The organism is Caulobacter sp. AVps18 (genome assembly GCF_058681425.1).
The window spans coordinates 589,957-613,098 of sequence record NZ_CM178737.1 but is presented as its reverse complement, the minus strand read 5'-3'; the positions used below and the strand labels follow the sequence as shown (position 1 = coordinate 613,098).

The following is a 23,142-nucleotide window of genomic DNA, read 5'->3' as shown; positions in this document are numbered from 1 at the left end:
AAAAGGGCAGGGCATCCAGTAATGCCATTCCTCGCGACGGCGTCATGCTGACAGGCCTCAACAGACGCTGGGGGCCGCCATGCTGAAATCCTTCACCCACCATCCCGAGACGGTCGGCGAGACCTATGGCCAGCACATGGGCGTGGCCTTCGGCTTTGGCTTCACCCTGATCGGCGCGGGCCTGGCCTGCCTGGTGCACGGCCTGCTGCCGTTTGCCTTCGAGCGGACGGGCAGCGACACCGTCCGGCGACTGCACGAGCGGCTGGGCCGCCGCTGCGCCCTGGCTCAGCCGGCTGCGCCCGCCGAGCCCGTCGCCGGATGAACGCCGCCATCTCCCGGCTGGGCGGGGGGCGGCTGGAGCTCGGCACGCTGTGGCCGGGCCTGCTGGCGGGCCTGGCGATCGCCGCGCTGGCCAAGCCCCTGGCTCAGCTGCTGCATCTGCCTGCGCCCCTGCTGGCCGTCGCGCTGGGCATGGCGGTCGGGGCTCTGGGCCTGGGCGCCCGGCTGTCCGCCGGGCTTGATGTCTGGGCCAAGCCGGGCCTGAGGCTGGGCGTGGCCTTCATGGGGGCCCAGATCACCTGGAGCGAGTTTGCCCTGCTCGGCGGTCCGGCCATCCTGGCCAGCGGCGCCGTCGTGCTGGGCGGGCTGGGCGTCGGCGCGCTGGTCGGCATGGCCGTCGGCCTGCCCCTGGCCGAGGCCCTGATCGCGGCGGCCGCCTGCTCGATCTGCGGTGCCTCGGCGGCGCTCGCCGCCTCCCAGGCCGCGCCGGCCAGCCCCGCCAACCAGCGCACCACGGCCCTGGTGATCATCGGGGTCAATCTGCTCTCCACCCTGGCCATGCTGGCCTATCCGCCCCTGGCCCATGCCCTGGGCCTGACCGCCCATCAGGCCGGCGTGTTTTTTGGCCTGTCGATCCATGACGTCGCCCAGGTGGCGGGGGCCGGGGCCTCGGTGTCGCCCGAAGCGGCGGGGGCGGCGGCCCTGGCCAAGCTGGCCCGGATCGTCTGGCTGGGCCCGGCGGTGCTGCTGATCGGCGTGCTGCTGATGCGCGCCCAGCCCGGTGTCGCCCAACCCGGCACTGCCCGGGCCGGACTGAAGGCCCCGCCGGCCTTCGTGCTGGGCTTTGCTGCCCTGGCCGCCCTGCGCGGCCTTGGCCTGTTGCCACCGGCCCTGGTCTCCGCCCTGGCCGCGACGTCGAGCTTCCTGCTGCTGGCCGGCGTCGGGGCTATCTCGGCCCGGCTTGGCCCTGCGGCCCTGCTGGAGGTCAAGCCCCGGCTGGCGGCGGCGCTGGGTCTCTCGACCCTGGCCGTGGCGGGCCTCGCCTATGGCCTGACGCGGCTGTTCTTCTAGGGCGGATTTCTTCAAGGCGGGCGCTGAAGCCTCCGGAAGAGCCCCGAAAAAATGCGGCCGGCCTGCGGCGTTTTTCCGCCATCGTCCGCTCCCTCTTGGCGCGGCGAGCGTCCCGGCCCATGGTCGCTGACAAAAGTCGGGGGGAAGGGCCTTGAGCTTCTGGACGCTGAGCAAGTCCATCGACGCCATTGCAGCGGGTCATGACGGCCATCCGCTGAAGAAGACCCTGAGCATGCGGTCATGACCATCTTCGACAAGACCCCGCTCAAGGGCCCCTCGGCGATGGTTTTGGCCGCCGCCCTGCTTCTGGCCGCTTGCGGCGGCGGTGGGGGCGGCGGGGGCGGTCCATCGACCGGCGTCACCACCCCGCTTCCGCCTGCCCCGCCACCGCCACCTCCACCTCCACCTCCACCTCCGCAGCCTCCGCCTCCGCCCCCCAGCGTCACCAGCGGCGAATATCTGCGAAACTTCGGCCTGGCGGCCATCCATGCCGAGGTCGCCTATAATCTGGGGGCGACGGGGTCCGGCATCACCGTGGCGGTGATCGACACGGGGATCGACACCACCCAGCCCGACCTGGCCGGGGCGATCTCGAGCGCCTCGACCGACATCCTGACCAGCCGGTCAACCCCGGCGGGCGTCGATCGCCACGGCACACGGGTGGCCGGCGTGATCGCGGCGCGCTTCAACGGCACGGGCACGATCGGCGTGGCCTACCAGTCGACCATCCTTTCGATCCGGGCCGACGATACGGCGGGCGACGCCACCTCGTGCGACAAGGACTGCAAGTTCCGCTCTTCGGATCTGGCGCGCGGCATCGACTACGCCATCGCCAGAGGGGCGCGGGTCATCAACCTGTCCCTGGGCGGGGAAACGCCGCTGAGCCCCAGCTTCGAGGCGGCCCTCAGCCGCGCCGCAGCGGCCGGACTGGTGATCGCCGCGTCCTCTGGCAATGACGGCGAGGCCGATCCCGGCTGGCCGGCCCGCTACGCCACCGACCCGCGCTACCTGGGCACGGTGATCGCAGTGGGCGCCACGGGCAAGGACGGGCTGATATCCAGCTTTTCCAACAGGGCCGGGGTCACCGCCAACGGCTTCATCACCGCGCCTGGCGAGGACGTGATCACCGACTGCGGGACCGGCAGTTGCTGGCGGGTGTCGGGCACCTCGTTCTCGGCACCGCATGTGGCCGGCGCCCTGGCTCTGCTGATGCAGGCCTTTCCCAACATCTCCGGGCGCGACGCCGTCGACATCCTGCTGCGCACCGCCGCCGACCGGGGCGCGACGGGGACGGACGCGGTCTATGGGCGAGGCGCGCTGGACCTGACGCGGGCCTTTGCGCCGGTGGGGACCAGCAGCCTGCCCCTGGCCGGCGGCGGCGCGGCGCCGGTGGCGTCAGGCGGTCCGGGCACGACCAGCGGGGCGGCGTTTGGCAACGCCCTGGTTCGCTCCGGCGGCCTGCGCACCATCATCCGCGACGACTATCGCCGGCTGTTCACCATTGACCTCGCGGACGCCCTGCCTGCTCGCCGGGGCGGCGGGATGGCGGTGACCAGCGCGCCGATACAGACCTCGACCAGCCTCGTGCTGGCGGCACCGGGCTCGAAGGCGGCGATGGCCTTTCAGGTCGAGGCCCCGGTGTTCGAGGCTCCGCTGGGCCAGCGTCCGGTCGACGCCCTGTTGGCAACGCAGCCCATGCGGTCGGCTCACATGCAGGCCTCGGTTGGCCGGTTCAGCTTTTCCAGCTGGAGGGGCGAGGGCGATGCGCCAGCGCCTGAGGGACCTGGTGGGCGCGACGCCTTCCAGATCGTGGCCAGGCCAGACCGCACAGCCCAGGCGGCCGTCAGGCTGGGACGGCTCACCCTGGGGGCCGAGCAGGGTGCCGCCACGGTGCGCGCGCCGCTGCAACTGACCGAACTGACCGCCTCCAGCTACGCCTCGGCCACTGCCACGCTCAGGCTGGGCCGCGCCATGCTCAGCGGTACGGCCGGGACGGTGGACGAGCCGCTGGGCCCGTTGGGCGCCTTCGTGACACCGGGCGCCACTCTGGAGAGCCCGGCCCGCACCCGCTATGGCGCGGCGGCGCTGGATCTGGCGATCTCGCCTCGGCTGGCCCTGCGCGCCGAAGCCGCCCTGGGGCGCAGTCAGGCAGATGGTGCAGTGCTGGGTCTCACCGACGCGGTCAGCAGCAGCTGGCGCCTCGCCGCCAGCCTTGATTGCACCGGCTTCGGTTGGGCCTGCGATCAGGCCAGTGTCGAGCTCGCCCAGCCCCTGCGCATCGAGCGCGGCCGCTTCCAGGCCTATCTGGCCGACGTGCCGCTGGCCTATGATGACCCCGACAGCTTCTCGACGCGCCGGTTCAGCGCCGCGCCGGACGGCCGCGAGATCGACTTACGGATCAGCCTGCAGCGTTCGCTGGGGCAGGGCGGTCAGCTGGTGCTGCGCAGCGGGGTGGCCTTCCAGCCTGGACATCGCGCCGACGCCCTGCCGGAGCTGGGTGCCAGCGCCCTGTGGCGACGCCGCTTCTAACCCCTTCCATTCCTGGCTTCGATAGTTACAGTCCGCGTCAAAACAAGTGTTTGACACCGGAAGGAACGCCATGGCCCTGGACCTCGAAACCCGCGATCAGCTGATCGACATGGTTGCCCGCTTTGTGGCCGGCCGCCTGCGCCCCATCGAAGCCAAGGTGGCCGAGGATGATGCGGTGCCGCAGGACGTCATTGACGAGATGAAAGGGCTTGGCCTGTTTGGTCTGTCGATCCCCGAGGAGTTCGGCGGACTGGGCCTGAACATGGAAGAGGAATGCCTGGTCGGCGTCGAGCTGGGCCGCGCCTCGCCCGCCTTCCGCTCGGTATTCGGCACCAATGTCGGCATCGGAAGTCAGGGGCTGGTGATGTTCGGCACCGACGAACAGAAGGCCAAATGGCTGCCCGGTATCGCGTCTGGCGAGATCATCACCAGCTTCGCCCTGACCGAGCCGGAAGCCGGCTCTGACAGCGGCTCGGTCCAGACCCGCGCCACCCGCGATGGCGACGACTATGTGCTGAACGGTTCCAAGCGCTACATCACCAATGCCGGCAAAGCCTCGCTGTTCACGGTGATGGCGCGGACCAATCCCGATTCCAAGGGCGGCTCGGGCGTCTCGGCCTTCCTGGTGCCCAGCGGCTTGCCGGGTCTCAGCGTCAGCAAGCCCGAGAAGAAGATGGGCCAGCAGGGGGCCCACATCCACGACGTGACCTTCGAGAATGTTCGCGTGCCGGCCTGGAACCGGTTGGGCGAAGAGGGCGAGGGCTTCAAGGTGGCCATGCAGGTGCTGGATCGGGGCCGCCTGCACATCGCCGCCGTCTGCGTGGGGGTGGCCGAGCGGCTGATCAAGGACTGCGTGGCCTATGCCGGCGAGCGCAAGCAGTTTGGCCAGGCGATCTCGAACTTCCAGCTGGTGCAGGGCATGCTGGCCGACAGCAAGACCGAGGCCCTGGCCGCCAGGGCGCTGGTGATGGAGACCGCCCGCAAGCGCGACGCCGGGCAGGGCGTCACCCTGGAGGCTGCGGCGTCCAAGCTGTTCGCGTCCGAGATGGTCGGCCGGGTGGCCGATAGGGCGGTGCAGATCTTCGGCGGCGCGGGCTATGTCGCCGACTACGGGATCGAACGCCTGTACCGCGACGTCCGTATTTTCCGAATCTACGAGGGCACCAGCCAGATCCAGCAGGTGGTTATTGCCCGAGAGACCATGAAGCAGGGCGGCTAAGGGCGTTTTGCCAGTATTCTGGCAAGTCCAGATCGGCTTTTGTCTGAAACCACCAATCGGCGAGTGCGTCGTCCTGTCGCACTGGATGCTTGAGTACTTAATCGTGTGTTAAGTATGAAGGCAGAGCTTTGGTCCCGTCAAATCAGTCGGGAACACGCCATCATGAGCCAGGATCACGCTGCCAGTGAAAGAACCGCGTTCATGGGTTTGGACGATCGGGCCAAGGCCGCCTTGCGCGATCTTCGCCCGATCATCCGCAAGGAGATCGGCCCCGCGCTGAAGGCCTTCTACGACAAGGTCAAGGCCACGCCCGAGACCCGCAAGTTCTTCAATGATGAGCGGCACATGGACGCCGCCGGGAGCCGCCAGGCAGCGCACTGGGACGTTATTGCCCAAGGCGATTTCAGCAGGACCTATGTCGACGCCGTACGCACTATAGGTCAGGTCCATGCCCGTATCGGGCTGGAGCCGCGCTGGTATATCGGCGGCTATGCTATCGTCTCGGATCATCTGATCCGCGCGACCATCGACTCGATGTGGCCCCGGAGCATGATGTCCAAGGGCGATTCCGGCAAGGCGGGTGAAGCCGTCAGCGCCCTGATGAAGGCGGTCATGCTGGACATGGACTTCGCCATCTCGATCTATCTTGAAACCATCCAGGCCGAGCGCGAGCGCCTGGAACAGGTGCGCATCGCCAACGAAACGGCCCAGAATGCGGTGGTCGCCGCGCTGGGGGACGCCCTGGATCGCCTGGCCCAGGGCGACCTGGTGGGCCGATTGGCCGCCGACGTTACCCCCGAGTTCCAGAAGCTGAAGGACGACTTCAACAATGCGGTCGGCATTCTGGAGCAGACCATGTCACGCATCACCGGTGTGACCGATGGCATCCGCTCTGGCTCCGATGAAATTGGCGTCGCGGCTGATGATCTGTCGCGCCGAACCGAGCAACAGGCGGCCAGTCTGGAGCAGACCGCCGCCGCCCTCGACGAGATCACCTCAACGGTGCGACGTTCCGCCGCAGACGCCCAGCAGGCTTCCGAGGTGGTTGCCGGCGCAAAGTCCGAGGCTGAACGGTCCGGCGTGGTCGTCAACCAGGCCGTCGCGGCCATGGGTGAGATCGAAACCTCGTCGCGCGAGATCGGCAACATCATCGGGGTGATCGACGAGATCGCCTTCCAGACCAACCTTCTGGCCCTGAACGCCGGGGTTGAAGCGGCCCGCGCCGGCGAAGCCGGTCGGGGTTTCGCGGTCGTCGCCCAGGAAGTGCGGGCCCTGGCCCAGCGCTCGGCGGAGGCGGCCAAGGAGATCAAGACGTTGATCAGCGCCTCGACCCGCCAGGTCGAGGCCGGGGTCGGACTGGTCGGCCAGACCGGCGCGGCCCTGCGCGGCATCGTCGCCAAGGTCGCCGAGATTGATGGTCTGATCGTGCAAATCTCGGCCTCGGCCCAGGAACAGGCCACGGGACTCAATGAGGTCAATACAGCCGTCAATCAGATGGACCAGGTCACCCAGCAGAACGCTGCGATGGTTGAGCAGACGACGGCGGCGACCCATTCCCTGAAGGGGCAGACCGCCGAGCTGGTAGGGCTCATTTCAGCCTTCCGCGTCAGCGGATCACGCGCAGCGCCCAAGCCGGCGCCGATGTCAGCCCCGGCTCGCGCGTCGGCCCCCGCAGCCAGCCGCCCGGGAGGCACGGCCCGTCCCGGCTCACGTAGCGGCGCGGCGACCGCAGTGCGTCAGGACTGGGAGGAATTCTGAGGCGAGTGCGACGCCAGACGGCGTCGCTGCATGCGGGTTTACACGCATAGCAAAACGCCCCCGCAGGCCAGGCGCGAAGCGGTCGGTGAGACGCGCTTTCGTCCTGGTCCGCGGAGGTGTGTTCGCACCCCCGAAAGCAGAGTGTCAGGCTTACGCGCCGCCCGGGAAGCGGAACGGAACCTTCACGGTGCCGGTCTTGGCGCCCATCGGCAGCTTTTCAGCAATGCACATGGCAGCCTTGTCGAAACCCTTGCCGGCCGCGCTGTTGTCGACAACCTTGCACTCAGAAAGCTTGCCGGCGTCAGCGGTGCATTCCAGCATCACCTGCGCTGCGTCGCGCGTATTGGCGTATTGCTGCAAGCAACGGCTCATTTGGTCTTCGAAGCCGCCGGCTGCCGAGGCGGCTTGGGCGATGAAAAAGCTGCCAGCGATTCCCGCGGCAAAAGCGATCGGATATTTCATCCCGCTGCTCCTAGTAATGAATTCTCGCCCTGTGGACGATGCGCCAACCGGACGCAGAACCGTTTTCACAGATGTGAGTTAAAATATTCTAATTGCCTCGCGGATACTGAAAATTTACTTTACACTAACCTTACGAACGTCTTAACGGCGCCGGCTAGCCTTCAGAGCAGTTTCTCGCCGAGGGCTGCGACCAATCGTCCCTTTGGACAGCGCCTGACCTACCCAAATCCAGTTTCTCTTAACCAAGGTCAGAGTCTGTTAGGACTCTATCGTGATGATCACTCCTGCTTGTTGGCGATCCGTGGGCACGGACCGCTGGTTGGAGGGGACCAGAGTATGAAGCGGTTTCGACTCGTCGATCTGCCACTGATTATCAAGATCGGCTTCGCGCCGGCTTTCGCACTTCTGATGCTGGCCCTGATGGCCGGCGGTGCAGTCGTCGTGCAGAAGAGCCAGTCTGACGCCCTGCGTCAGGTCGTCGAACAGGACATGAAGATCAACAGTGACATCCAGTCGCTGTCGCTTCGCATTACCGATGCGCACGGTAAGCTGTATCAGATCCTGGCCTCGAAGGCCGATCCGATGGCCCCCGCCGCCGGTCCCCGCATCACCGAGCTGATCGCTGACTTCGACACCCTGGGCAAGGACATGAAGGCCCTTGAGGCGCGCTTGCCCGCCTCGGAGCGTCCCAAGATCGCCGCCCTGGTCAAGGCCCTGGCCGAGTGCCGCAGCGCCGTCGACACGGTGAGCGGCATGGTCGATGTCGATACGGGCATGGCCATGAGCTTTGCAGGCAGCTTCGAAGACCAGTACGTCAAGATGGCTGTGCAGCTACAGAAGGTGGTCGATGACGCCGCCGCTCGCGCAATTGTCACCGCCGACCAGCACAAGGCGGAGGCTGCGGCCGCAACGAGCCTCACCATCATCCTGTCGCTTGTCACCCTGGGCGCCGTGGGCGCGCTGGCGTTCCTGACCGTGATGAATGTCCGCAAGTCGATCGCGGATATCGCCGGCGCAACCGAGCGTCTGTCCAACGGCGACAACAACATTGACCTCGAGAAGATGCACCGCTTGGACGAGCTGGGCGCGATCGTCCGCTCGCTGAGGGTCTTCCGCGACAACCAGCTGAATCTTGAGCAGATGCGCGCAGAGCAGGAAAAGTCGGCCGCCATGACTGCCGACGAGCGCCGCTCCAAGGAGGCCGCCGCCGCCGCCATCGCCCGGGAATCGGCCCTGGTGGTCAGCAGCCTGGCCGAAGGCCTGGAAAAGCTGGCCTCGGGCGACCTGACCTTCCGCGTCAACGCCGACTTCCCCGGCGATTACCGCAAGCTGAAGGACGACTTCAACGGCGCCATGGCTTCGCTGCAGGAGACGATGAAGGTGATCGCCGCCTCGACCAGCGGCCTGTCGACCGGCGCTGACGAAATCGCCCATGCCTCCGACGATCTGTCGCGCCGCACCGAGCAGCAGGCCGCCAGCCTGGAAGAGACCGCCGCCGCACTGGACGAGCTGACCGCCACGGTGCGCCGCACCGCCGCAGGCGCCCGCCAGGCCTCAGACGTTGTCTCGACCACACGTGGCGAAGCGACGCATTCCGGCCAGGTTGTGCATCAGGCAGTGTCGGCCATGGGCCAGATCGAGAGCTCGTCCAAGCAGATCAGCCAGATCATCGGCGTGATCGACGAGATTGCATTCCAGACCAACCTTTTGGCCCTGAACGCAGGCGTCGAAGCCGCCCGTGCGGGTGAAGCCGGCCGCGGCTTCGCGGTCGTCGCCCAGGAAGTCCGGGCGCTCGCCCAACGTTCGGCTGAGGCGGCCAAGGAGATCAAGACCCTGATCTCGTCCTCGACCCAACAGGTCAGCCAGGGTGTCAGCCTGGTGGGCCAGACCGGCGAAGCGTTGCAACGCATCGTCGTCAAGGTGGGCGAGATCGACGCTCTGGTGACCGAGATCGCGGCCTCCGCCGCCGAGCAGGCCACGGGGCTCAATGAAGTGAACACTGCCGTCAACCAGATGGACCAGGTCACCCAGCAGAACGCCGCCATGGTCGAGCAATCGACCGCAGCGACGCACTCCCTGAAGGGCGAGACGGGCGAGCTGGTGCGGCTGATGGCCCGGTTCCGGGTCACCGATGGCCAGTCGGGCTATAGCCGTCCGGCCGCCGCCGATCCTGCCCAGCACGCTCCGGCCCGCAACCCGGTTGCCGAACAGCGGGCCAGGCTAGGCGCTTTCGCCAGGCCGTCGCGCGGTAGCGCGGCGACCGCCGCCGCTCCGGCGTCCGATTCCTGGGAGGAATTCTGATGGCTGCCCTGATGCTGCCTGAAACACTGGACCTCAAGGCCGCAGGGCCGCTCAAGACCGCCTTCCTGTCGCATCGCGGCGGACCGGTCGAGGTTGACGCCGGTCAGGTCCGCCGCCTCGGCGGCCTGTGCCTCCAGATTCTGCTCGCGGCCCGCAAGGCCTGGGCGGACGACGGTAAAGCCTTTTCGATCAACGGGCCTTCCGAGGCCTTCCTGGAAACAACCCGTCTGTTCGGCGCCGATGGGGCGCTTCTCTCGACGGACATTAATGGAGTCAAATCGTGACGCGCACGATCCTCACGGTCGACGATTCTCGCACCATGAGGGACATGCTTCGCATGGCTCTCTCCGGCGCCGGTTTCAACGTGGTCGAGGCTGTCGACGGCGAGCATGGGCTTGAGGTTCTCTCGGCTCATCGCCCCGATGTCATCATCACCGACATCAATATGCCCAAGCTGGACGGCTTTGGCTTCATCGAGGCGGTTCGGGTCGACGACGACTATCGGGCCATCCCGATCCTGGTCCTGACCACGGAAAGCGACCCGACCAAGAAGCAGCGGGCGCGTGAAGCCGGTGCGACGGGCTGGATCGTGAAGCCCTTCAATCCCGAGAAGCTGGTCGAGGCCATCCGCCGCGTCGCGGCCTGATACCCCGAACAACAGACGACGTCTTGAACTCTAAGGAACTGCGGGAATGGACGAGCTAGAGGCCATCAAGGTCACCTTCTTTCAGGAATGCGAGGAACTGCTCGCCGACCTCGAAGGCGGGCTCCTGGCCATGCAGGAGGGCGTCGGCGACATTGAGACTGTCAATGCCGTCTTCCGGGCCGTGCATTCGATCAAGGGCGGCGCGGGTGCCTTCGGCCTGGAGCCGCTGGTCCGTTTCGCCCACGTCTTCGAAACCCTGCTGGACGCGGTGCGCTCCAACGAGGTCCCCAACACTGTCGACCTGGCCGCAGTCATGCTGCGCGCTTCCGACGTGCTGGCCGACCATGTGAGCGCCGCTCGTGGCCTGGGTGACGTCGACATGGCCGCCTCGGCCGCCATGGCCGCCGAGCTGAAGGCCTGGACTGATCCGTCGGCAGCGCCGCCGCCGGTTGCAGAAGTGTCCGAGGCCGCGCCAGCCCCGGCGGTGGTCGCCGCCGATCCGGACGCCCTGGACGACGACGACCTGGGCTTCGACTTCCAGCCGATGACGATCTCGATCGACGCGCAGGCCGCCGACGCCGAGTTGATCCCCGACAACGTCTGGACGGTATCGATCCGCCCCAAGTCGGACCTCTACCGCAAGGCCAACGAGACCGCGCTTCTCCTGCGCGAACTGAGCCGCCTTGGCCCCATCGTCGCCACCATGGATGACAGCGCCCTGCCGACGCTGGAATTCCTCGACGCCGAGGCCGCCTATGTCACCTGGAGCGTCCGCGTCGAGACTGACGAGGGCGAAGAGGCCATCCGCGAGGTCTTTGAATTCGTCGACGGCGACTGCGAGCTGGACATCGTTCGTGGCGAGGCGCCTGTCGAGGCCGCCCTCGCGAACCTGCTCAGCGCTATCGATCCTCCGGCCGTCGAGGCCGCTCCCGAACCGGCGCCCGAACCCATCGCCGTTGCGCCGGCTCCCGTCGTTGAGGTTCCGGCCCCGGTGGCCGCCCCCGTCGCCGCTGCACCGACGCCGGCCGCCGCCGCGCCCGCCAAGGTCACCCAGGCCGATGTTCCCGGACCCGGTCAGTCGGTCATCCGCGTCGATCCCGAGCGTATCGATCGCCTGATCGATCTGGTCGGCGAGCTGGTCATCAACCAGGCCATGCTGGCGCAGCGCGTCGGCGAATACGGCATTGCCCCGTCCTCGAACCTGGCCATGGGTCTGGATGAGCTGGAACAGCTCACCCGCGAGATCCAGGACAGTGTCATGGCCATCCGCGCCCAGCCGGTGAAGTCGGTGTTCCAGCGCATGCCGCGCCTGGTTCGCGAAGTCGCCAACATGACGGGCAAGCAGGCCCGTCTGGTGATGGACGGCGAAAACACCGAGGTCGACAAGACGGTCATCGAACGTCTGTCCGATCCGATCACCCACATGCTGCGCAACGCCATTGACCACGGGCTGGAAAGCCCTGACGAGCGTCGCGCCGCCGGCAAAAACCCCGAAGGCGTCGTGCGTCTGGCCGCCCTGCACCGCAGTGGCCGGATCGTCATCGAGGTCCAGGACGACGGCAAGGGCATCAATCGCGAGCGCGTGCTGTCGATCGCCGTCAAGAAGGGCCTGATCGCTCCCGACCTGCAGCTGACCGACGAAGAGATCGACAACCTGATCTTCCTGCCGGGCTTCTCGACGGCCGACAAGATTTCGGACGTCTCGGGCCGCGGCGTCGGCATGGACGTGGTCAAGCGTTCGGTCCAGGCTCTGGGCGGTCGCATCTCGATCACCTCGCGTCCGGGCCTGGGCTCGACCTTCACGCTGAGCCTGCCCCTGACCCTGGCCGTTCTGGACGGCATGGTGGTCGATGTGGCCGGCGAAACCCTGGTCGTGCCGCTGGCCGCTATTGTCGAAAGCCTGCGTCCCAAGCCTGAAGAAGTGCGCCCCCTGGGCCCTGTCGGCTCGGTCCTGGCCGTGCGCGACAGCTTTGTGCCGCTGATCGATGTCGGCCTGGCGCTCGGCTACCGCACCACCTCGCCGTCGCCGACCGAAGGTGTCGTGCTGCTGGTCGAGGGCGAGGACGGCTCTCGCGCCGCCCTGGTGGCCGACGCCATCCACGGTCAGCGCCAGGTGGTCATCAAGTCGCTGGAGCAGAACTATCAGCAGGTCGAGGGCGTTGCCGCCGCGACCATCCTGGGCGACGGCCGCGTGGCCCTCATCCTGGACGTCGATGCGGTGATCAACCTTCGCCGGCGTGAGTCGCCGCGTCCTGTCGAACCCACCCTGATCGCGGCGGAGTAAGTCATGAACGACCTCACCGCCCCCGTCAGCACTGAACGCCGGGAACTGATCTCGTTCCGGGTCGGCGATCAGGAGTATTGCGTAAACATCATGGCGGTTCGCGAGATCCGGGGCTGGAGCCCCGCGACCTCGTTGCCCCAGTCGCCGGGCTATATGCGCGGCGTCATCAACCTGCGCGGCGCCGTGCTGCCGATCATGGACCTGGCCGCCCGGCTGGGCATGCCGATGGTCGAGCCGACGGTGCGTAGCGTCTTTATCGTCGTCCAGGCCGGCGACCGCATGGTCGGCCTGCTTGTCGATGCGGTGTCCGACATCCTGTCCATCACCGACGACCTGGTTCAACCCACGCCCGACGTCGCCTGTGACTCCGTTCGCAGCTTCGTCCGCGGCATCATTTCGATCGAAGGCCGCATGATCAGCGAGATCTCGCTCGACCGCATCCTACCTGACCGCGAGGCTCTGGCCGCCTGATGACCCACGCCTCAACATCCGAACGCCAGGCCATCGTCGATGGCGAGTTCGCGTTCACCAACCAGGACTTCAAGAAGATCGCGGCCCTGCTCTACAATCAGGCCGGCATCAGCCTGCCCGACAGCAAGGCGACCCTGGTCTATTCGCGCCTGGCCAAGCGTCTGCGTACGCTGGGCATGAAGACCTTCACCGAGTATTGCGCCTTCGTCGCCCTGGAAAGCAGCGTCGACGAGCAGCAGGAAATGCTGCGGGCCCTGACGACGAACGTCACCCGCTTCTTCCGCGAGCCGCATCACTTCGACGACCTGCGCGCCAACATCCTGGAGCCCATGGCCGACAAGGTCAGGGCCGGCGGCCGTCTGCGCCTGTGGTCGGCGGCCAGTTCGTCGGGCCAGGAGCCCTATTCGATGGCCTTTACGGTGCTGTCAGTATGGCCCAACGCCGCTGACCTGGATATCCGGATCCTGGGCACTGACATCGACACCAACGTGCTCGCGACCGGTCGCGCCGCCGTCTATGACGAGAGCCTGCTGGAAGGTATCCCGCCGGCCGTCCGCAACCAGCATTTCGAGCGCGACCCCAGCGATCGCCGCGCCTTCCGCGTGTCGGAAGCCGCGCGCAGCATGGTGGCCTTCCGCGAGTTGAACCTGAACGGTCCCAGCTGGCCGATGAAGGGTCCGTTCGACGCCATCTTCTGCCGCAACGTCGTCATCTATTTCGACGAGCCGACCCAGGAGCGCGTCTGGAACCGCTTTGCGCCGCTCGTCGCGCCCGGCGGCCGGCTCTATGTCGGTCACTCAGAACGGGTAGGGACCTCGATCACCGCCTTTGAAAGTGCGGGCCTGACGGCTTATCGCAAGGTGGGAGGTCGCTGATGGCCAAGATTCGCGTTCTGGTCGTTGACGACTCCGCCACCATGCGGGGCCTGATCACCGCCGCCCTTAATCGCGACCCGGGTATCGAGGTCGTCGGCGCGGCCGGCGATCCCTTCGAGGCGCGGGGCATGATCAAGGCCCTCAATCCCGACGTCGTCACCCTCGACATCGAGATGCCGAACATGAACGGCATCGAGTTCCTCGAGAAGATCATGCGCCTGCGGCCGATGCCTGTGGTGATGGTCTCGACCCTGACCCAGGCCGGCGCCGAAATGACGCTGCGGGCTCTGGAACTGGGCGCCATCGACTGCGTGGCCAAACCTGCCGACGCCCTGGGCACCCAGGACGCCCTGGCCGAGATCGTCGTCAAGGTGAAGATCGCGGCGCGCGCCTCGGTCCGCACCAAGGCCGATATGGCACCCGCTTCAGCGCGCAAGGCTGGCTACATGCCGTCGGGCGACGTGATCGCGATCGGTTCGTCTACGGGCGGGGTCGAGGCCCTGCTGCAGATCCTGACCTTGTTCCCCGAGACCTGCCCGCCGACGGTGATCACCCAGCACATGCCGGCCACCTTCACGGCCAGCTTCGCCGCGCGGCTCGACCGGGCCAGCGGCGCCAAGGTGCAGGAAGCCACGGACGGTGCTCTGCTGGAGCCGGGCAAGGTTTATGTCGCCCCAGGCGGTGCCACGCACCTTGAGGTCGTCCGCTCGGCCGGTCTGCGCTGCCGACTGGTCGCCGGCGACCCGGTCAGTGGCCACCGCCCATCAGTGGACGTGCTGTTCAACTCGGTGGCCAATGCCGTTGGCGACAAGGCGGTCGGGGCGATCCTGACCGGCATGGGTCGCGACGGCGCGCAGGGTCTGCTGGCCCTGCGCAAGGCCGGGGCCAAGACCCTCGGCCAGGACGAGCAGAGCTGTGTCGTCTACGGCATGCCGCGCTCGGCCTTTGAAATCGGCGCCGTGGAGAAGCAGGTTTCCCTGTCCTCCATGGGGCAATCCATTCTCGATCTGGCCTCCGCGAGGCGATGAACCCATGCCCCAAGCAAGCACAATTTCCGTTCTCGTCGTCGATGACCAGCTGACAATGCGGGCGCTGATCCGCAATGCTCTGCAACAGATCGGCTTCAAAGACGTCCGCGAGGCGCCGGACGGCGAGGAGGCGCTCAAGAGCCTTCTGGCCAAGCCGGCCAACCTGGTGATTTCCGACTTCAACATGCCCAAGATGGATGGTCTGGCCCTGCTGCGCGCTGTGCGCTCGCACCCGCCGATCCGGCAGACGGCCTTCGTCATGCTGACCGGCCGGGCAGACCGCGAGCTGGTGCAAAGGGCGGTGCAGTTCGGCGTCAACAACTACTGCGTCAAGCCGTTCACCGTTCAGGGCCTCAAGGAAAAGATCGAACAAGTCTTTGGACAACTGACATGACGACAGGCCATCCTCACGACGATCTCGAACGCTCGGTCAAGGTCCACGTCACCCAGGGCGAAAGCCATGTGTCGTCAGACCCCAATGTGGTGATGACCACAGTGCTCGGCTCGTGCATCGCTGCCTGCCTGCGCGATCCCAGCACGGGTATCGGCGGCATGAATCACTTTCTGTTGCCCGACTCGGGTGATGGCCGTCGCGACGGAGACGCCGTTCGCTACGGGGCCTATTCGATGGAGCTGCTGATCAACGGCCTGCTCAAGCGCGGCGCCCGACGCGAGCGCCTGGAGGCCAAGATCTTCGGCGGCGGCAAGCTGTTTGAAGGTCTTTCAGACGTGGGCGCCAGCAATGCGGCCTTTGCCGAGCGCTTCCTGCGCGACGAAGGCATTCCGATCGTCTCGTCCAGCACGGGCGGTGTTTCAGCGCGTCGCGTCGAGTTCTGGCCGGCTACGGGCCGCGTGCGTCAGCGCCTCGTCGCGGTCGACAACGCGCCGAGCGACGTCCGCCGTCCTACCCCTGCACCGATGCCGGCTTCGTCCGGCGGCGATCTGGAGCTGTTCTGATCCACATGACCGCCACGCCGAATGCGACATCTGCCATCGTCACGCCGGATCACCTGCTTCCGGTGGGCGAGCTCTCGCGCCGACTCGCGGCCGAGCTGATGTCGGCGGCGGCGGTCTGCCGCGATTGCGAACATATCGCCGGCGATCTGGCCCAGGGCGGCGCCGCCCTGGAGAACATCTCGCGCCTGCAGGCGCTCGATGAACTGAGCCAGCGCCTCCATGGTCTGTCGGACGTGCTGCAGCGGATCAGCCAGCATGCGTCTGGCGAATGGAGCCTGTCGATAGAGCCCCTTCTCGAAGGTCTTGGCCTGGCGGACCTGGTCGTGCGCCTGCGCGCGGACGGCGAAAGCGCAGGCTGGGGTGTCGAGGCGGGCGAGCTCGATTTCTTCTAGGCGAAGTCGATGAGCGATGTCCTTCAGCCTTCGACGCGGATCAATCTCGAAAAGGCCGTTGTCCTGGTCCTGGACGACAACGGCGCCTCGCTGGATATTCTCTCGCAGGTCGTCTCGGGGTTTGGCGTAAAACAACTCCATCGCGCGGAGTCGGTCGCCGACGCCCAGGCCCTTGTCAGGACCAAGACGTTTGATCTGGTCATCAGCGACGTGCAGATGCCCGATGTCGATGGCGTCGAGTTTATCCAGTGGCTGCGACGCGAGGCCACTGAACCCAACCGCTACATCCCGGTGATCCTGGTCACGGGCCACACCCGCAAGCCCGATGTCATGCGTATCCGGGACGCAGGGGCCAATTTCATGGTCGCCAAGCCGATCACGCCCAAGGTGTTGCTGGAACGAATCTACTGGGTGGCCCGCGAAGAGCGTCCCTTTATCGAGTGCGAGACCTATGTTGGTCCGGATCGGCGCTTCAAGCACGAGGGGCCGCCGCCGGGCACGGACGGGAGACGTCGCGACGATCTCCCCGCCGAGGTGGGCGACGCTCAAGAACCCAATATGTCGCAAGACGAAATCAATAATCTGATGAAGATCGCGAAGGTGCAGCTATGAGCGTCGTCCGCAAATTCCGCCCGGCCAATCGCCTGGCCGGAATGATCAAGCAGAAGGGCGGTGTGATGGCTAAAGACGCTATCGCCGCCGCCGAGGCCGGAGTGGAGAGCCTGCGTGAGGCTTCACTGCAAGCGCTGGACGACGCCCTCTCCGAGATGGAGCGGCGCTTTGGCCCGCAGGCCGATCGCACTGAGGCAAGCTTTGAGCAACTGTACCTGCTGTGTCTGAAGGTCGTCGACGTCGCCGGCTTCGCCGCAGACACCGGGGTCGACAAGGCCGTCCTCTCGTTCTGCAATCTGGTGGATAGCTGCGCGGAGGCGCGCGTCTGGCGATGGGACGCCGTCGACGTGCATCTCAACGCCATGCGCCTGCTGCGCTCTGTCGGGGCACAACTGCCGGAGGCCGAACGCGCCAACATGCTCAAAGGGCTCTACAAGGTCAGTGGCTTCAGGTCCGACGAGGGCTAGTACAGCTATCGATCGCGCCATCGATCCAGGTTTCGCGAACGGCCAGGCTATCGTCCAGCAACACCAGGTCCGCTGACTGGCCTACTGCGATCCGGCCGCGCTGAGCCGCTAGGCCCAGGAAGGCGGCGGGCGAGGCCGAGGCCATTGCCACCGCCTGCTCAACCGTCAGATCCAGCATCGCCATCGCGTTGCGCACCGCGCCGATCATGTCCAGATCCGAGCCGGCCAGGGTGCCGTTGCCATCGACACAAACCCCGTCGATCACCTGGATCTGGCGGCCCTGCAGCTCGAAGCGCTTTTCGCTCATGCCCACGGTCGGCATGGCGTCGGTCACCAGCATGAAGCGGTCCAGAGGCCGGGTACGCAGGGCGATCCGCAACACTGCGGGATCGACATGGCGGCCATCGACGATCAGTCCGCACCAGGCGCTTTGACTTTCCAGAGCCGCGCCCACCACGCCTGGCTCGCGGCTGGCCAGGGGTGACATGGCGTTGAAGAGGTGGGTAAAGCCGCTCAGCCCCGCAGCCAGCGCTGCGCGCGTCGTGGCGTAGGTGGCGTTGGTGTGGCCGGCGGCCACCACCACGCCTGCCTCGACCAGCCTGCGGATCATTTCCGGCGTCGTCGTTTCCGGGGCCAGGGTCACCAGGGTCCGGCCAACCTTCAGCGACGTCAGCAGGGTGAAAGCCGCCTCGTCGATGACGCGGAACTTGTCGGCGTCGTGAATGCCCTTGCGCTGGACGTTCAGGAACGGCCCCTCGATGTGAACGCCCAACACGCCCGGTACGCCGGCTGCAATCGCGGCCTCAGTGGCGCGCATAGCCTGGTCGACCACGGCCAGGTCGTCGCTGATCAGGGTGGGCAGAAAGCCCGTCGTCCCGAACGGCCGGTGGGCCGCGCCTATGGCGGCGATGGTCTCCAGGGTCGGGGCGTCGTTGAACAGTACCCCGCCGCCGCCATTGACCTGGGTGTCGATGAAGCCGGGAACCAGCAGGCCGCCCTCGAGGTCGCGGCGCGTCACGCCGGCGGGCGCGTCGCTGCCGTCGAGGATCGCGGCGATCCTGCCGTTCTCGATCACGACGCACTTGCCGTCGACGACTCCGGTTTCCGTCAGGACGCGGCCATTTACGAGTGCTGCCTGCATCAGACGGTTTCTGTCACCTTGTTGAGATGGGGCGGGCTGTCGGGGTCATAGCCCCGCGCCACGGAAAGCGCGTTGGCCATTCGATAGAAGCTCTGGATCATCAGGATCGGCTCGACAACCGGATGGGCGGCCAGCGCGGGCAGCACGCCGGCACCGACCTCTCCAGCGCCGACCAGCAGCACATCGGCGTCGCGCGCCTTCAGCCCCTTGGCCATCTCGTCGACGCTGTCACGGCTCTCGTCGTTCTGGGCGAACATCAGCACCGGGAAGCCCGTCTTCACCAGGGCCATCGGCCCGTGCAGCACCTCGGCGGCGCTGAAGGCCTCGGCGTGCAGGCCGCAGGTCTCCTTGAACTTCAGGGCTGCTTCCTGGGCGATGCCAAAGCCGACGCCGCGTCCCAGCACATAGAGGTTGCGAGCCGGCTTCAGGCGCTCGACGGCGGGCGTCCAGTCCAGGGCCCAGGCCTGGGCCAGGCCGGAGGGCAGGGCGGCCAACCCCGCCTTGAGGGCTTCGTCGCCTGTCCAGGCAGCGACCAGATGCACGATGGCCGACAGCGCGGCGATGTAGGACTTGGTGGCCGCCACGCTCAGCTCGGGGCCGGCGTGCAGGGGGATCACCTCGTCGACCATCTGCGCCAGCGGCGAGGCTAGGTCATTGACCAGGGCGATGGTGAAGGCACCGGCCGCCTTGGCCGCCCGCACCGAGGCCAGCAGGTCGGGGCTTTTGCCCGACTGCGAAATGGCCAGGTACAGCACGCCGTCCATGGCCTGGGTGGCGGCATAGACCGAGCTGACCGACAGGCCGGCCGAGGCGGTCAGCACGCCCGTTCGGGTCTCGATCAGGTACTTGGCAAAGGTGGCGGCGTGGTCGCTGCTGCCCCGGGCGCAGGTGACCACGGCGCGCGGCGGGCTGATGCGCAGGCGCCGGCCGATGGCTTCGACTCCGGCGGCATTGGCGGCCAGTTGGGCGGCGACCACCCCAGAGGCCTGGCCCGCTTCCAGGAACATGCGGGTCTTCTCCGGCGTCAGCGGCACCGGAGCCTTCGGTCGGGTCAAGGCCTTCGCCTCCAAAACAGGTTTTCCTTCAGGCCAGGGCGTTCAGTTCGGCGACGAAGTCATAGGCGTCGCCGCGATAGTAGGACTGGGTGACTTCCACCGCCCGGCCGTCCTTCAGGAAGCCCCGCCGTTCGATCAGCAGGCCGGCGTCCTTGGCCGGAACACCCAGCAGGTCGGCATGTTCAGGGGTGAACAGCACGGCCCGCAGGCGCTGCAGGGCGCGCACCGGCCGGTGGCCGGCGGCCTCGAGCGCCTCATAAAGCGAGGTGTCGACCGCCTCGGATGAGGGCAGGGCGAAGGCGGCTATGGTGGTGTACTCCACCGCCATCGGCGCGCCGTCGGCATAGCGGATGCGGGCGAAGCGATACACCGGCGTACCGGGCGACAGGCCCAGGGTCAGCGATTCCTCGGGTGTGACCTGGCCTTCGTTCCGGCTGATCCACTCGCTGCGCGCAACCCGCCCGCGCGAGATCATGTCTTCCGTAAAGGACGAGAGCTTAGAGAAGCTCTTTTCCACCCGGGCGGCGACGAAGGTGCCGGCGCCCTGGCGACGGGTCAGAAGGCCCTCGCTGACCAGGCCGTCCAGCGCCTTGCGCACCGTGATGCGAGAGATCCTGAATTCGTCGGCCATGTCCCGCTCGGCGGGCAGGGCGTCGTCGGGACCCAGGACCTTCTTGTGGATCGCGTCGCGCAGGGCGCGCTGCAACTGCTTGTACAGCGGCGCGTGCTCTGAACCGCCGACGTCGAGGCGCCCGATCCGTTCCGAGAACATGGTCAAATCAGCCTCTCGCGCAATTCGGCTTCACCGTCTGGCTGCCTGGATAACATAGGACCATTTTCATACCAATACGAACGTGGTCCGTATCTGGTTTCCTTTTGGGATTGTCATCAGGTGCGATTTCATCACAGTTACGTCTCGAGGGCTCCAAAAGTCCTGCATTCTCCGGACGTCGGTAGAAAATTGGTGCCAGATTGGGCTTGGGGTTCGGCTCCCTGCCCTTGGCACGGCGAAATGGGGCGAGCCGCGTTTTGAGACGCTTTCAAAGATCCATCCTGATCGCATCCGCCGGTGCCCTGGCGGTCGTTGTCGCCATGTCCGTCCCCTCGCCGGGCGTCCCGATCCCTCTGCCAAACGGCGATTGCATCGGCTGCGGCATGGTTCAGGATCGCCCGATGGCTCTTTCGTCCCGTGCTGCCGGAACCTTTTCTCTGGACCTGCAAGACGGGTCTGGGGCGAAGCCTATGCCGCTCCGCCTGCCTTCTGCCGCGCCCGTATCGTGAGAGCTCCCTGATGTCCCTCGTTCGTTCGCTGATTGCCGCACTGGTCTCCGCCACCGCCCTGATCACCGCCGTTCCTGCCCTGGCCGATCCCGTGGCCCTGACGCCGCTGCCGGTCAGGCTGACGACCGCAGAAGGGGCCTTCGCCCTGTCATCCCGCACCCGGATCTTTGTCGCCAGGGGCGATGTCGAGGCCCGGGGCGTGGCCGCCCAGTTTTCCGATCTTCTGCTTCGCACGCGCGGCCTGAAGCTGGCCGTCGTCGAGGGCGCGCCCCGCGTCGGTGAGGCCGCCATCGTCCTGGTGCGCGGCGGCGCGAGCGGCGAGGCCTATGCCCTGCAGGCTGGTCCGTCCGGTGTCACCATCACTGCGGCCAAGCGGGCGGGTCTGTTCTATGGGGCCATGACCCTGTGGCAGCTGGCCACCCAGGAGGCCGTCAAGGGCCCGGTCGCCATCCCCGCCGTCGCCATCGAGGACGCTCCGCGCTTTGGCTGGCGCGGTCTGATGATCGACAGCGCCCGGCACGTCCAGAGTGTGGAAACCCTGCGCGCGATCATCGACGCCATGGCGGCCCACAAGCTCAACACGCTGCACTGGCACCTGGTCGACGACCAAGGCTGGCGGCTGGAGATCAAGAAGTATCCCAAGCTGACGCAAGTCGGGGCCTGGCGCACCCCGGCCGGCGCGGCGGGCAAGGACGCCAGCGGCAAGGCCGTGCGCTATGGCGGCTTCTATACCCAGGATCAGGTGCGCGAGCTGGTGGCCTTTGCCGCTGCCCGGGGCGTGACCATCGTGCCCGAGATCGAGATGCCCGGCCACGCCCTGGCGCCGATCGTGGCCTATCCGGCGCTGGGGGTGAATGCCGATCCGCCGGCCATTGACCGCAACAACTGGGGCATCTTTCCCTGGCTCTATAACCTCGACGACTCGACCTTCACCTTCCTGAACGACGTGCTGGACGAGGTGATGGACCTTTTCCCGAGTGACTACATCCATGTGGGCGGCGACGAGGCCGTCAAGGACCAGTGGAAGGCCTCGGCCAGGATCCAGGCCCAGATGAAGGCCCTGGGCCTGAAGGACGAGCACGAGGCCCAGAGCTATTTCATCCAGCGGATCGGCAAGCACCTGTCGTCGCGCGGCCGTCGCCTGATCGGCTGGGACGAGATCCTCGAAGGCGGCCTGGCGCCCAACGCTACCGTGATGTCCTGGCGCGGGCTGGACGGGGCGGTCGCGGCCGCCAAGCTGGGCCACGACACCGTGCTGTCGCCCTGGCCGCTGATGTATCTGGACAACCGCCAGAGCGCCTCGCCCGACGAGCCGCCGGGGCGTGGCCGGGTGGTCAGCCTCAAGGACGTCTATGATTTCGATCCCGCCCCGGCGGCGATGACGCCCGACGAGCGCAAGCACGTCATCGGCCTGCAGGCCAATGCCTGGACCGAGCACATGCGCACCGACGAGCGGCTGGAGCGGATGGTGTTCCCGCGTCTAGTCGCTGTGGCCGAGCGCGGCTGGTCGCCGGCGGCGACCACCGACTGGGCCGATTTCAATCGCCGCATGCCGGCCGGGTTCGCGCGGCTGGACGCCCTGGGCGTGGCCTATAACGCCGTGCCGTTCGAGCCCCAGGCCACCCTTTCGCCGGGCGAGGGTGGCAAGGTCGCTGTCTCCCTGGCCTCAAGTCTGGCCATCGGCGAGATCCGCTACACGGTGGGCGGTGCCGAGCCGACTGCGGCTTCGACCCTCTATGACAGGCCTCTGGCCCTGAATGCCGACGAGAAGCTCCGGGCCCGGACGTTTGTGGATGGCCGTCCGCTGGGCCGCATCCGCGACCTTTCGGTCAATCCCGACTCCCTGCTCACCCGCACGGGCCACCAGCTGAAGGCGTGCAGCGACAATCTGACGATCCTGCTGGAAGACGACGCCCCGATCAACGGCGTGCCGGGGGGCGACCGCGCGGTCTTCCATGTCGACGTCATGAACCCCTGCTGGATCTGGGAGGGTGCCGACCTGAGCAAGGGTGCGAGCCTGACGGCCCGTATCGGCCAGGTTCCGTTCAACTTCCAGATCGGCGCGGCCAAGGCCCAGATCCCGCTGCGCGCCCCGGCCACACCTGAGGGCGAACTGGAAGTGCGGCTGGGCTGCAACGGCGAGCGCATCGCCGCCATCCCGCTGGGCAAGGCCACGCGCGAGCCCGCCCTCTCGACGATCGCCGGCAAGATCCCGGCCCGTGAAGGCAAGCACGACCTGTGCCTGATGTTCACCTCGAAAAGCGTCGATCCCACCTTCGCCATCGACCGCGTCACGCTGAAGCCGAACTAGCGT

At 67.0% G+C, this 23,142-nt stretch carries 22 protein-coding genes; 18 read left to right on the top strand and 4 right to left on the bottom strand.

Annotated features, from left to right (window positions below; all coding sequences use genetic code 11):
• Positions 1-79 precede the first annotated feature (79 nt).
• From ACW179_RS02815 to ACW179_RS02795, 5 genes are all read left to right on the top strand, one after another.
• Positions 80-322: a DUF6356 family protein gene (locus ACW179_RS02815; protein WP_492062754.1), complete on the top strand. Its 243-nt coding sequence runs from the start codon at positions 80-82 to the stop codon at positions 320-322.
• Positions 319-1,350, top strand: coding sequence for a putative sulfate exporter family transporter (locus ACW179_RS02810; protein WP_492062752.1), 1,032 nt, complete (start codon positions 319-321; stop codon positions 1,348-1,350). The genes ACW179_RS02815 and ACW179_RS02810 overlap by 4 nt, the downstream gene beginning before the upstream one ends.
• Before the next feature lie 240 nt (positions 1,351-1,590).
• Entirely contained in the window at positions 1,591-3,879 is a 2,289-nt protein-coding gene (locus tag ACW179_RS02805) for a S8 family peptidase (protein WP_492062750.1), read from the top strand.
• Between the two features lie 70 nt (positions 3,880-3,949).
• Entirely contained in the window at positions 3,950-5,098 is a 1,149-nt protein-coding gene (locus tag ACW179_RS02800) for an acyl-CoA dehydrogenase family protein (RefSeq protein ID WP_492062748.1), read from the top strand.
• A 162-nt stretch (positions 5,099-5,260) separates the two neighbouring features.
• Positions 5,261-6,856: a methyl-accepting chemotaxis protein gene (locus ACW179_RS02795; RefSeq protein ID WP_492062746.1), complete on the top strand. Its 1,596-nt coding sequence runs from the start codon at positions 5,261-5,263 to the stop codon at positions 6,854-6,856.
• 150 nt (positions 6,857-7,006) lie between these two features.
• On the opposite strand, the gene ACW179_RS02790 is transcribed toward ACW179_RS02795, so the two are convergent.
• The gene (locus ACW179_RS02790) at positions 7,007-7,318 is read right to left on the bottom strand and encodes an energy transducer TonB (protein WP_062143593.1); all 312 of its coding nucleotides are present in this window, start codon (positions 7,316-7,318) and stop codon (positions 7,007-7,009) included.
• Positions 7,319-7,654: 336 nt separating this feature from the next.
• Here ACW179_RS02790 and ACW179_RS02785 point away from each other — a divergent pair, with 336 nt between their 5' ends.
• From ACW179_RS02785 to ACW179_RS02730, 12 genes are read left to right on the top strand one after another with little or no spacing between them, the layout of a single operon-like run.
• Positions 7,655-9,619 carry a methyl-accepting chemotaxis protein gene (locus ACW179_RS02785; protein ID WP_492062744.1) on the top strand — a complete coding sequence of 655 codons (1,965 nt, stop codon included), beginning with the start codon at positions 7,655-7,657 and terminating at the stop codon, positions 9,617-9,619.
• Entirely contained in the window at positions 9,616-9,903 is a 288-nt protein-coding gene (locus tag ACW179_RS02780) for an STAS domain-containing protein (RefSeq protein WP_492064245.1), read from the top strand. The genes ACW179_RS02785 and ACW179_RS02780 overlap by 4 nt, the downstream gene beginning before the upstream one ends.
• Positions 9,900-10,265: a response regulator gene (locus tag ACW179_RS02775; RefSeq protein ID WP_492062742.1), complete on the top strand. Its 366-nt coding sequence runs from the start codon at positions 9,900-9,902 to the stop codon at positions 10,263-10,265. The genes ACW179_RS02780 and ACW179_RS02775 overlap by 4 nt, the downstream gene beginning before the upstream one ends.
• A gap of 46 nt (positions 10,266-10,311) precedes the next feature.
• A complete protein-coding gene (locus ACW179_RS02770) occupies positions 10,312-12,549 on the top strand; it encodes a chemotaxis protein CheA (protein WP_492062740.1) in 2,238 nt (745 codons plus the stop codon).
• Between the two features lie 3 nt (positions 12,550-12,552).
• Positions 12,553-13,020: a chemotaxis protein CheW gene (locus ACW179_RS02765; protein ID WP_492062738.1), complete on the top strand. Its 468-nt coding sequence runs from the start codon at positions 12,553-12,555 to the stop codon at positions 13,018-13,020.
• Entirely contained in the window at positions 13,020-13,895 is an 876-nt protein-coding gene (locus ACW179_RS02760; RefSeq protein ID WP_492062736.1) for a CheR family methyltransferase, read from the top strand. The genes ACW179_RS02765 and ACW179_RS02760 overlap by 1 nt, the downstream gene beginning before the upstream one ends.
• Positions 13,895-14,923, top strand: a complete 1,029-nt coding sequence (locus ACW179_RS02755; protein ID WP_492062734.1) for a protein-glutamate methylesterase/protein-glutamine glutaminase — start codon at positions 13,895-13,897, stop codon at positions 14,921-14,923. Before ACW179_RS02760 ends, ACW179_RS02755 begins: the two co-directional genes overlap by 1 nt.
• Before the next feature lie 4 nt (positions 14,924-14,927).
• The gene (locus tag ACW179_RS02750; RefSeq protein WP_492062732.1) at positions 14,928-15,317 is read left to right on the top strand and encodes a response regulator; all 390 of its coding nucleotides are present in this window, start codon (positions 14,928-14,930) and stop codon (positions 15,315-15,317) included.
• Entirely contained in the window at positions 15,314-15,880 is a 567-nt protein-coding gene (locus tag ACW179_RS02745) for a chemotaxis protein CheD (RefSeq protein WP_492062730.1), read from the top strand. Before ACW179_RS02750 ends, ACW179_RS02745 begins: the two co-directional genes overlap by 4 nt.
• A gap of 5 nt (positions 15,881-15,885) precedes the next feature.
• A complete protein-coding gene (locus ACW179_RS02740; protein ID WP_492062728.1) occupies positions 15,886-16,272 on the top strand; it encodes a DUF8776 family protein in 387 nt (128 codons plus the stop codon).
• Positions 16,273-16,281: 9 nt separating this feature from the next.
• Positions 16,282-16,884 carry a response regulator gene (locus ACW179_RS02735; protein ID WP_492062726.1) on the top strand — a complete coding sequence of 201 codons (603 nt, stop codon included), beginning with the start codon at positions 16,282-16,284 and terminating at the stop codon, positions 16,882-16,884.
• Positions 16,881-17,351: a chemotaxis protein CheE gene (locus ACW179_RS02730; protein WP_492062724.1), complete on the top strand. Its 471-nt coding sequence runs from the start codon at positions 16,881-16,883 to the stop codon at positions 17,349-17,351. The genes ACW179_RS02735 and ACW179_RS02730 overlap by 4 nt, the downstream gene beginning before the upstream one ends.
• Here the strand turns inward: ACW179_RS02730 and nagA are convergent.
• The 3 genes from nagA to ACW179_RS02715 are packed head-to-tail and all read right to left on the bottom strand — an operon-like array spanning position 17,332 to position 20,319.
• Complete coding sequence (gene nagA, locus ACW179_RS02725) at positions 17,332-18,492, bottom strand: N-acetylglucosamine-6-phosphate deacetylase (RefSeq protein ID WP_492062722.1); 1,161 nt, start codon at positions 18,490-18,492, stop codon at positions 17,332-17,334. The genes ACW179_RS02730 and nagA overlap by 20 nt on opposite strands.
• On the bottom strand, positions 18,492-19,562 hold the full coding sequence (locus ACW179_RS02720) for an SIS domain-containing protein (protein ID WP_492062720.1): 1,071 nt from the start codon (positions 19,560-19,562) through the stop codon (positions 18,492-18,494). The genes nagA and ACW179_RS02720 overlap by 1 nt, the downstream gene beginning before the upstream one ends.
• Before the next feature lie 13 nt (positions 19,563-19,575).
• Positions 19,576-20,319, bottom strand: coding sequence for a GntR family transcriptional regulator (locus tag ACW179_RS02715; RefSeq protein WP_492064244.1), 744 nt, complete (start codon positions 20,317-20,319; stop codon positions 19,576-19,578).
• Between the two features lie 519 nt (positions 20,320-20,838).
• Between ACW179_RS02715 and ACW179_RS02710 the strand changes: the two genes are divergently transcribed.
• On the top strand, positions 20,839-23,139 hold the full coding sequence (locus tag ACW179_RS02710; RefSeq protein WP_492062718.1) for a family 20 glycosylhydrolase: 2,301 nt from the start codon (positions 20,839-20,841) through the stop codon (positions 23,137-23,139).
• Positions 23,140-23,142 lie beyond the last annotated feature (3 nt).

What these genes read in the sequence shown, in the direction of transcription:
- ACW179_RS02785 (WP_492062744.1), top strand. Translation starts at nt 7,655, where the DNA reads ATGAAGCGGTTTCGACTCGTCGATCTGCCACTGATTATCAAGATCGGC.
- ACW179_RS02755 (WP_492062734.1), top strand. Translation starts at nt 13,895, where the DNA reads ATGGCCAAGATTCGCGTTCTGGTCGTTGACGACTCCGCCACCATGCGG.
- ACW179_RS02800 (WP_492062748.1), top strand. Translation starts at nt 3,950, where the DNA reads ATGGCCCTGGACCTCGAAACCCGCGATCAGCTGATCGACATGGTTGCC.
- ACW179_RS02765 (WP_492062738.1), top strand. Translation starts at nt 12,553, where the DNA reads ATGAACGACCTCACCGCCCCCGTCAGCACTGAACGCCGGGAACTGATC.
- ACW179_RS02740 (WP_492062728.1), top strand. Translation starts at nt 15,886, where the DNA reads ATGACCGCCACGCCGAATGCGACATCTGCCATCGTCACGCCGGATCAC.
- ACW179_RS02805 (WP_492062750.1), top strand. Translation starts at nt 1,591, where the DNA reads ATGACCATCTTCGACAAGACCCCGCTCAAGGGCCCCTCGGCGATGGTT.
- ACW179_RS02810 (WP_492062752.1), top strand. Translation starts at nt 319, where the DNA reads ATGAACGCCGCCATCTCCCGGCTGGGCGGGGGGCGGCTGGAGCTCGGC.
- ACW179_RS02710 (WP_492062718.1), top strand. Translation starts at nt 20,839, where the DNA reads ATGTCCCTCGTTCGTTCGCTGATTGCCGCACTGGTCTCCGCCACCGCC.
- nagA (WP_492062722.1), bottom strand. Translation starts at nt 18,492, where the DNA reads ATGCAGGCAGCACTCGTAAATGGCCGCGTCCTGACGGAAACCGGAGTC.
- ACW179_RS02815 (WP_492062754.1), top strand. Translation starts at nt 80, where the DNA reads ATGCTGAAATCCTTCACCCACCATCCCGAGACGGTCGGCGAGACCTAT.
- ACW179_RS02790 (WP_062143593.1), bottom strand. Translation starts at nt 7,318, where the DNA reads ATGAAATATCCGATCGCTTTTGCCGCGGGAATCGCTGGCAGCTTTTTC.
- ACW179_RS02795 (WP_492062746.1), top strand. Translation starts at nt 5,261, where the DNA reads ATGAGCCAGGATCACGCTGCCAGTGAAAGAACCGCGTTCATGGGTTTG.
- ACW179_RS02730 (WP_492062724.1), top strand. Translation starts at nt 16,881, where the DNA reads ATGAGCGTCGTCCGCAAATTCCGCCCGGCCAATCGCCTGGCCGGAATG.
- ACW179_RS02745 (WP_492062730.1), top strand. Translation starts at nt 15,314, where the DNA reads ATGACGACAGGCCATCCTCACGACGATCTCGAACGCTCGGTCAAGGTC.
- ACW179_RS02750 (WP_492062732.1), top strand. Translation starts at nt 14,928, where the DNA reads ATGCCCCAAGCAAGCACAATTTCCGTTCTCGTCGTCGATGACCAGCTG.
- ACW179_RS02735 (WP_492062726.1), top strand. Translation starts at nt 16,282, where the DNA reads ATGAGCGATGTCCTTCAGCCTTCGACGCGGATCAATCTCGAAAAGGCC.
- ACW179_RS02715 (WP_492064244.1), bottom strand. Translation starts at nt 20,319, where the DNA reads ATGTTCTCGGAACGGATCGGGCGCCTCGACGTCGGCGGTTCAGAGCAC.
- ACW179_RS02770 (WP_492062740.1), top strand. Translation starts at nt 10,312, where the DNA reads ATGGACGAGCTAGAGGCCATCAAGGTCACCTTCTTTCAGGAATGCGAG.
- ACW179_RS02760 (WP_492062736.1), top strand. Translation starts at nt 13,020, where the DNA reads ATGACCCACGCCTCAACATCCGAACGCCAGGCCATCGTCGATGGCGAG.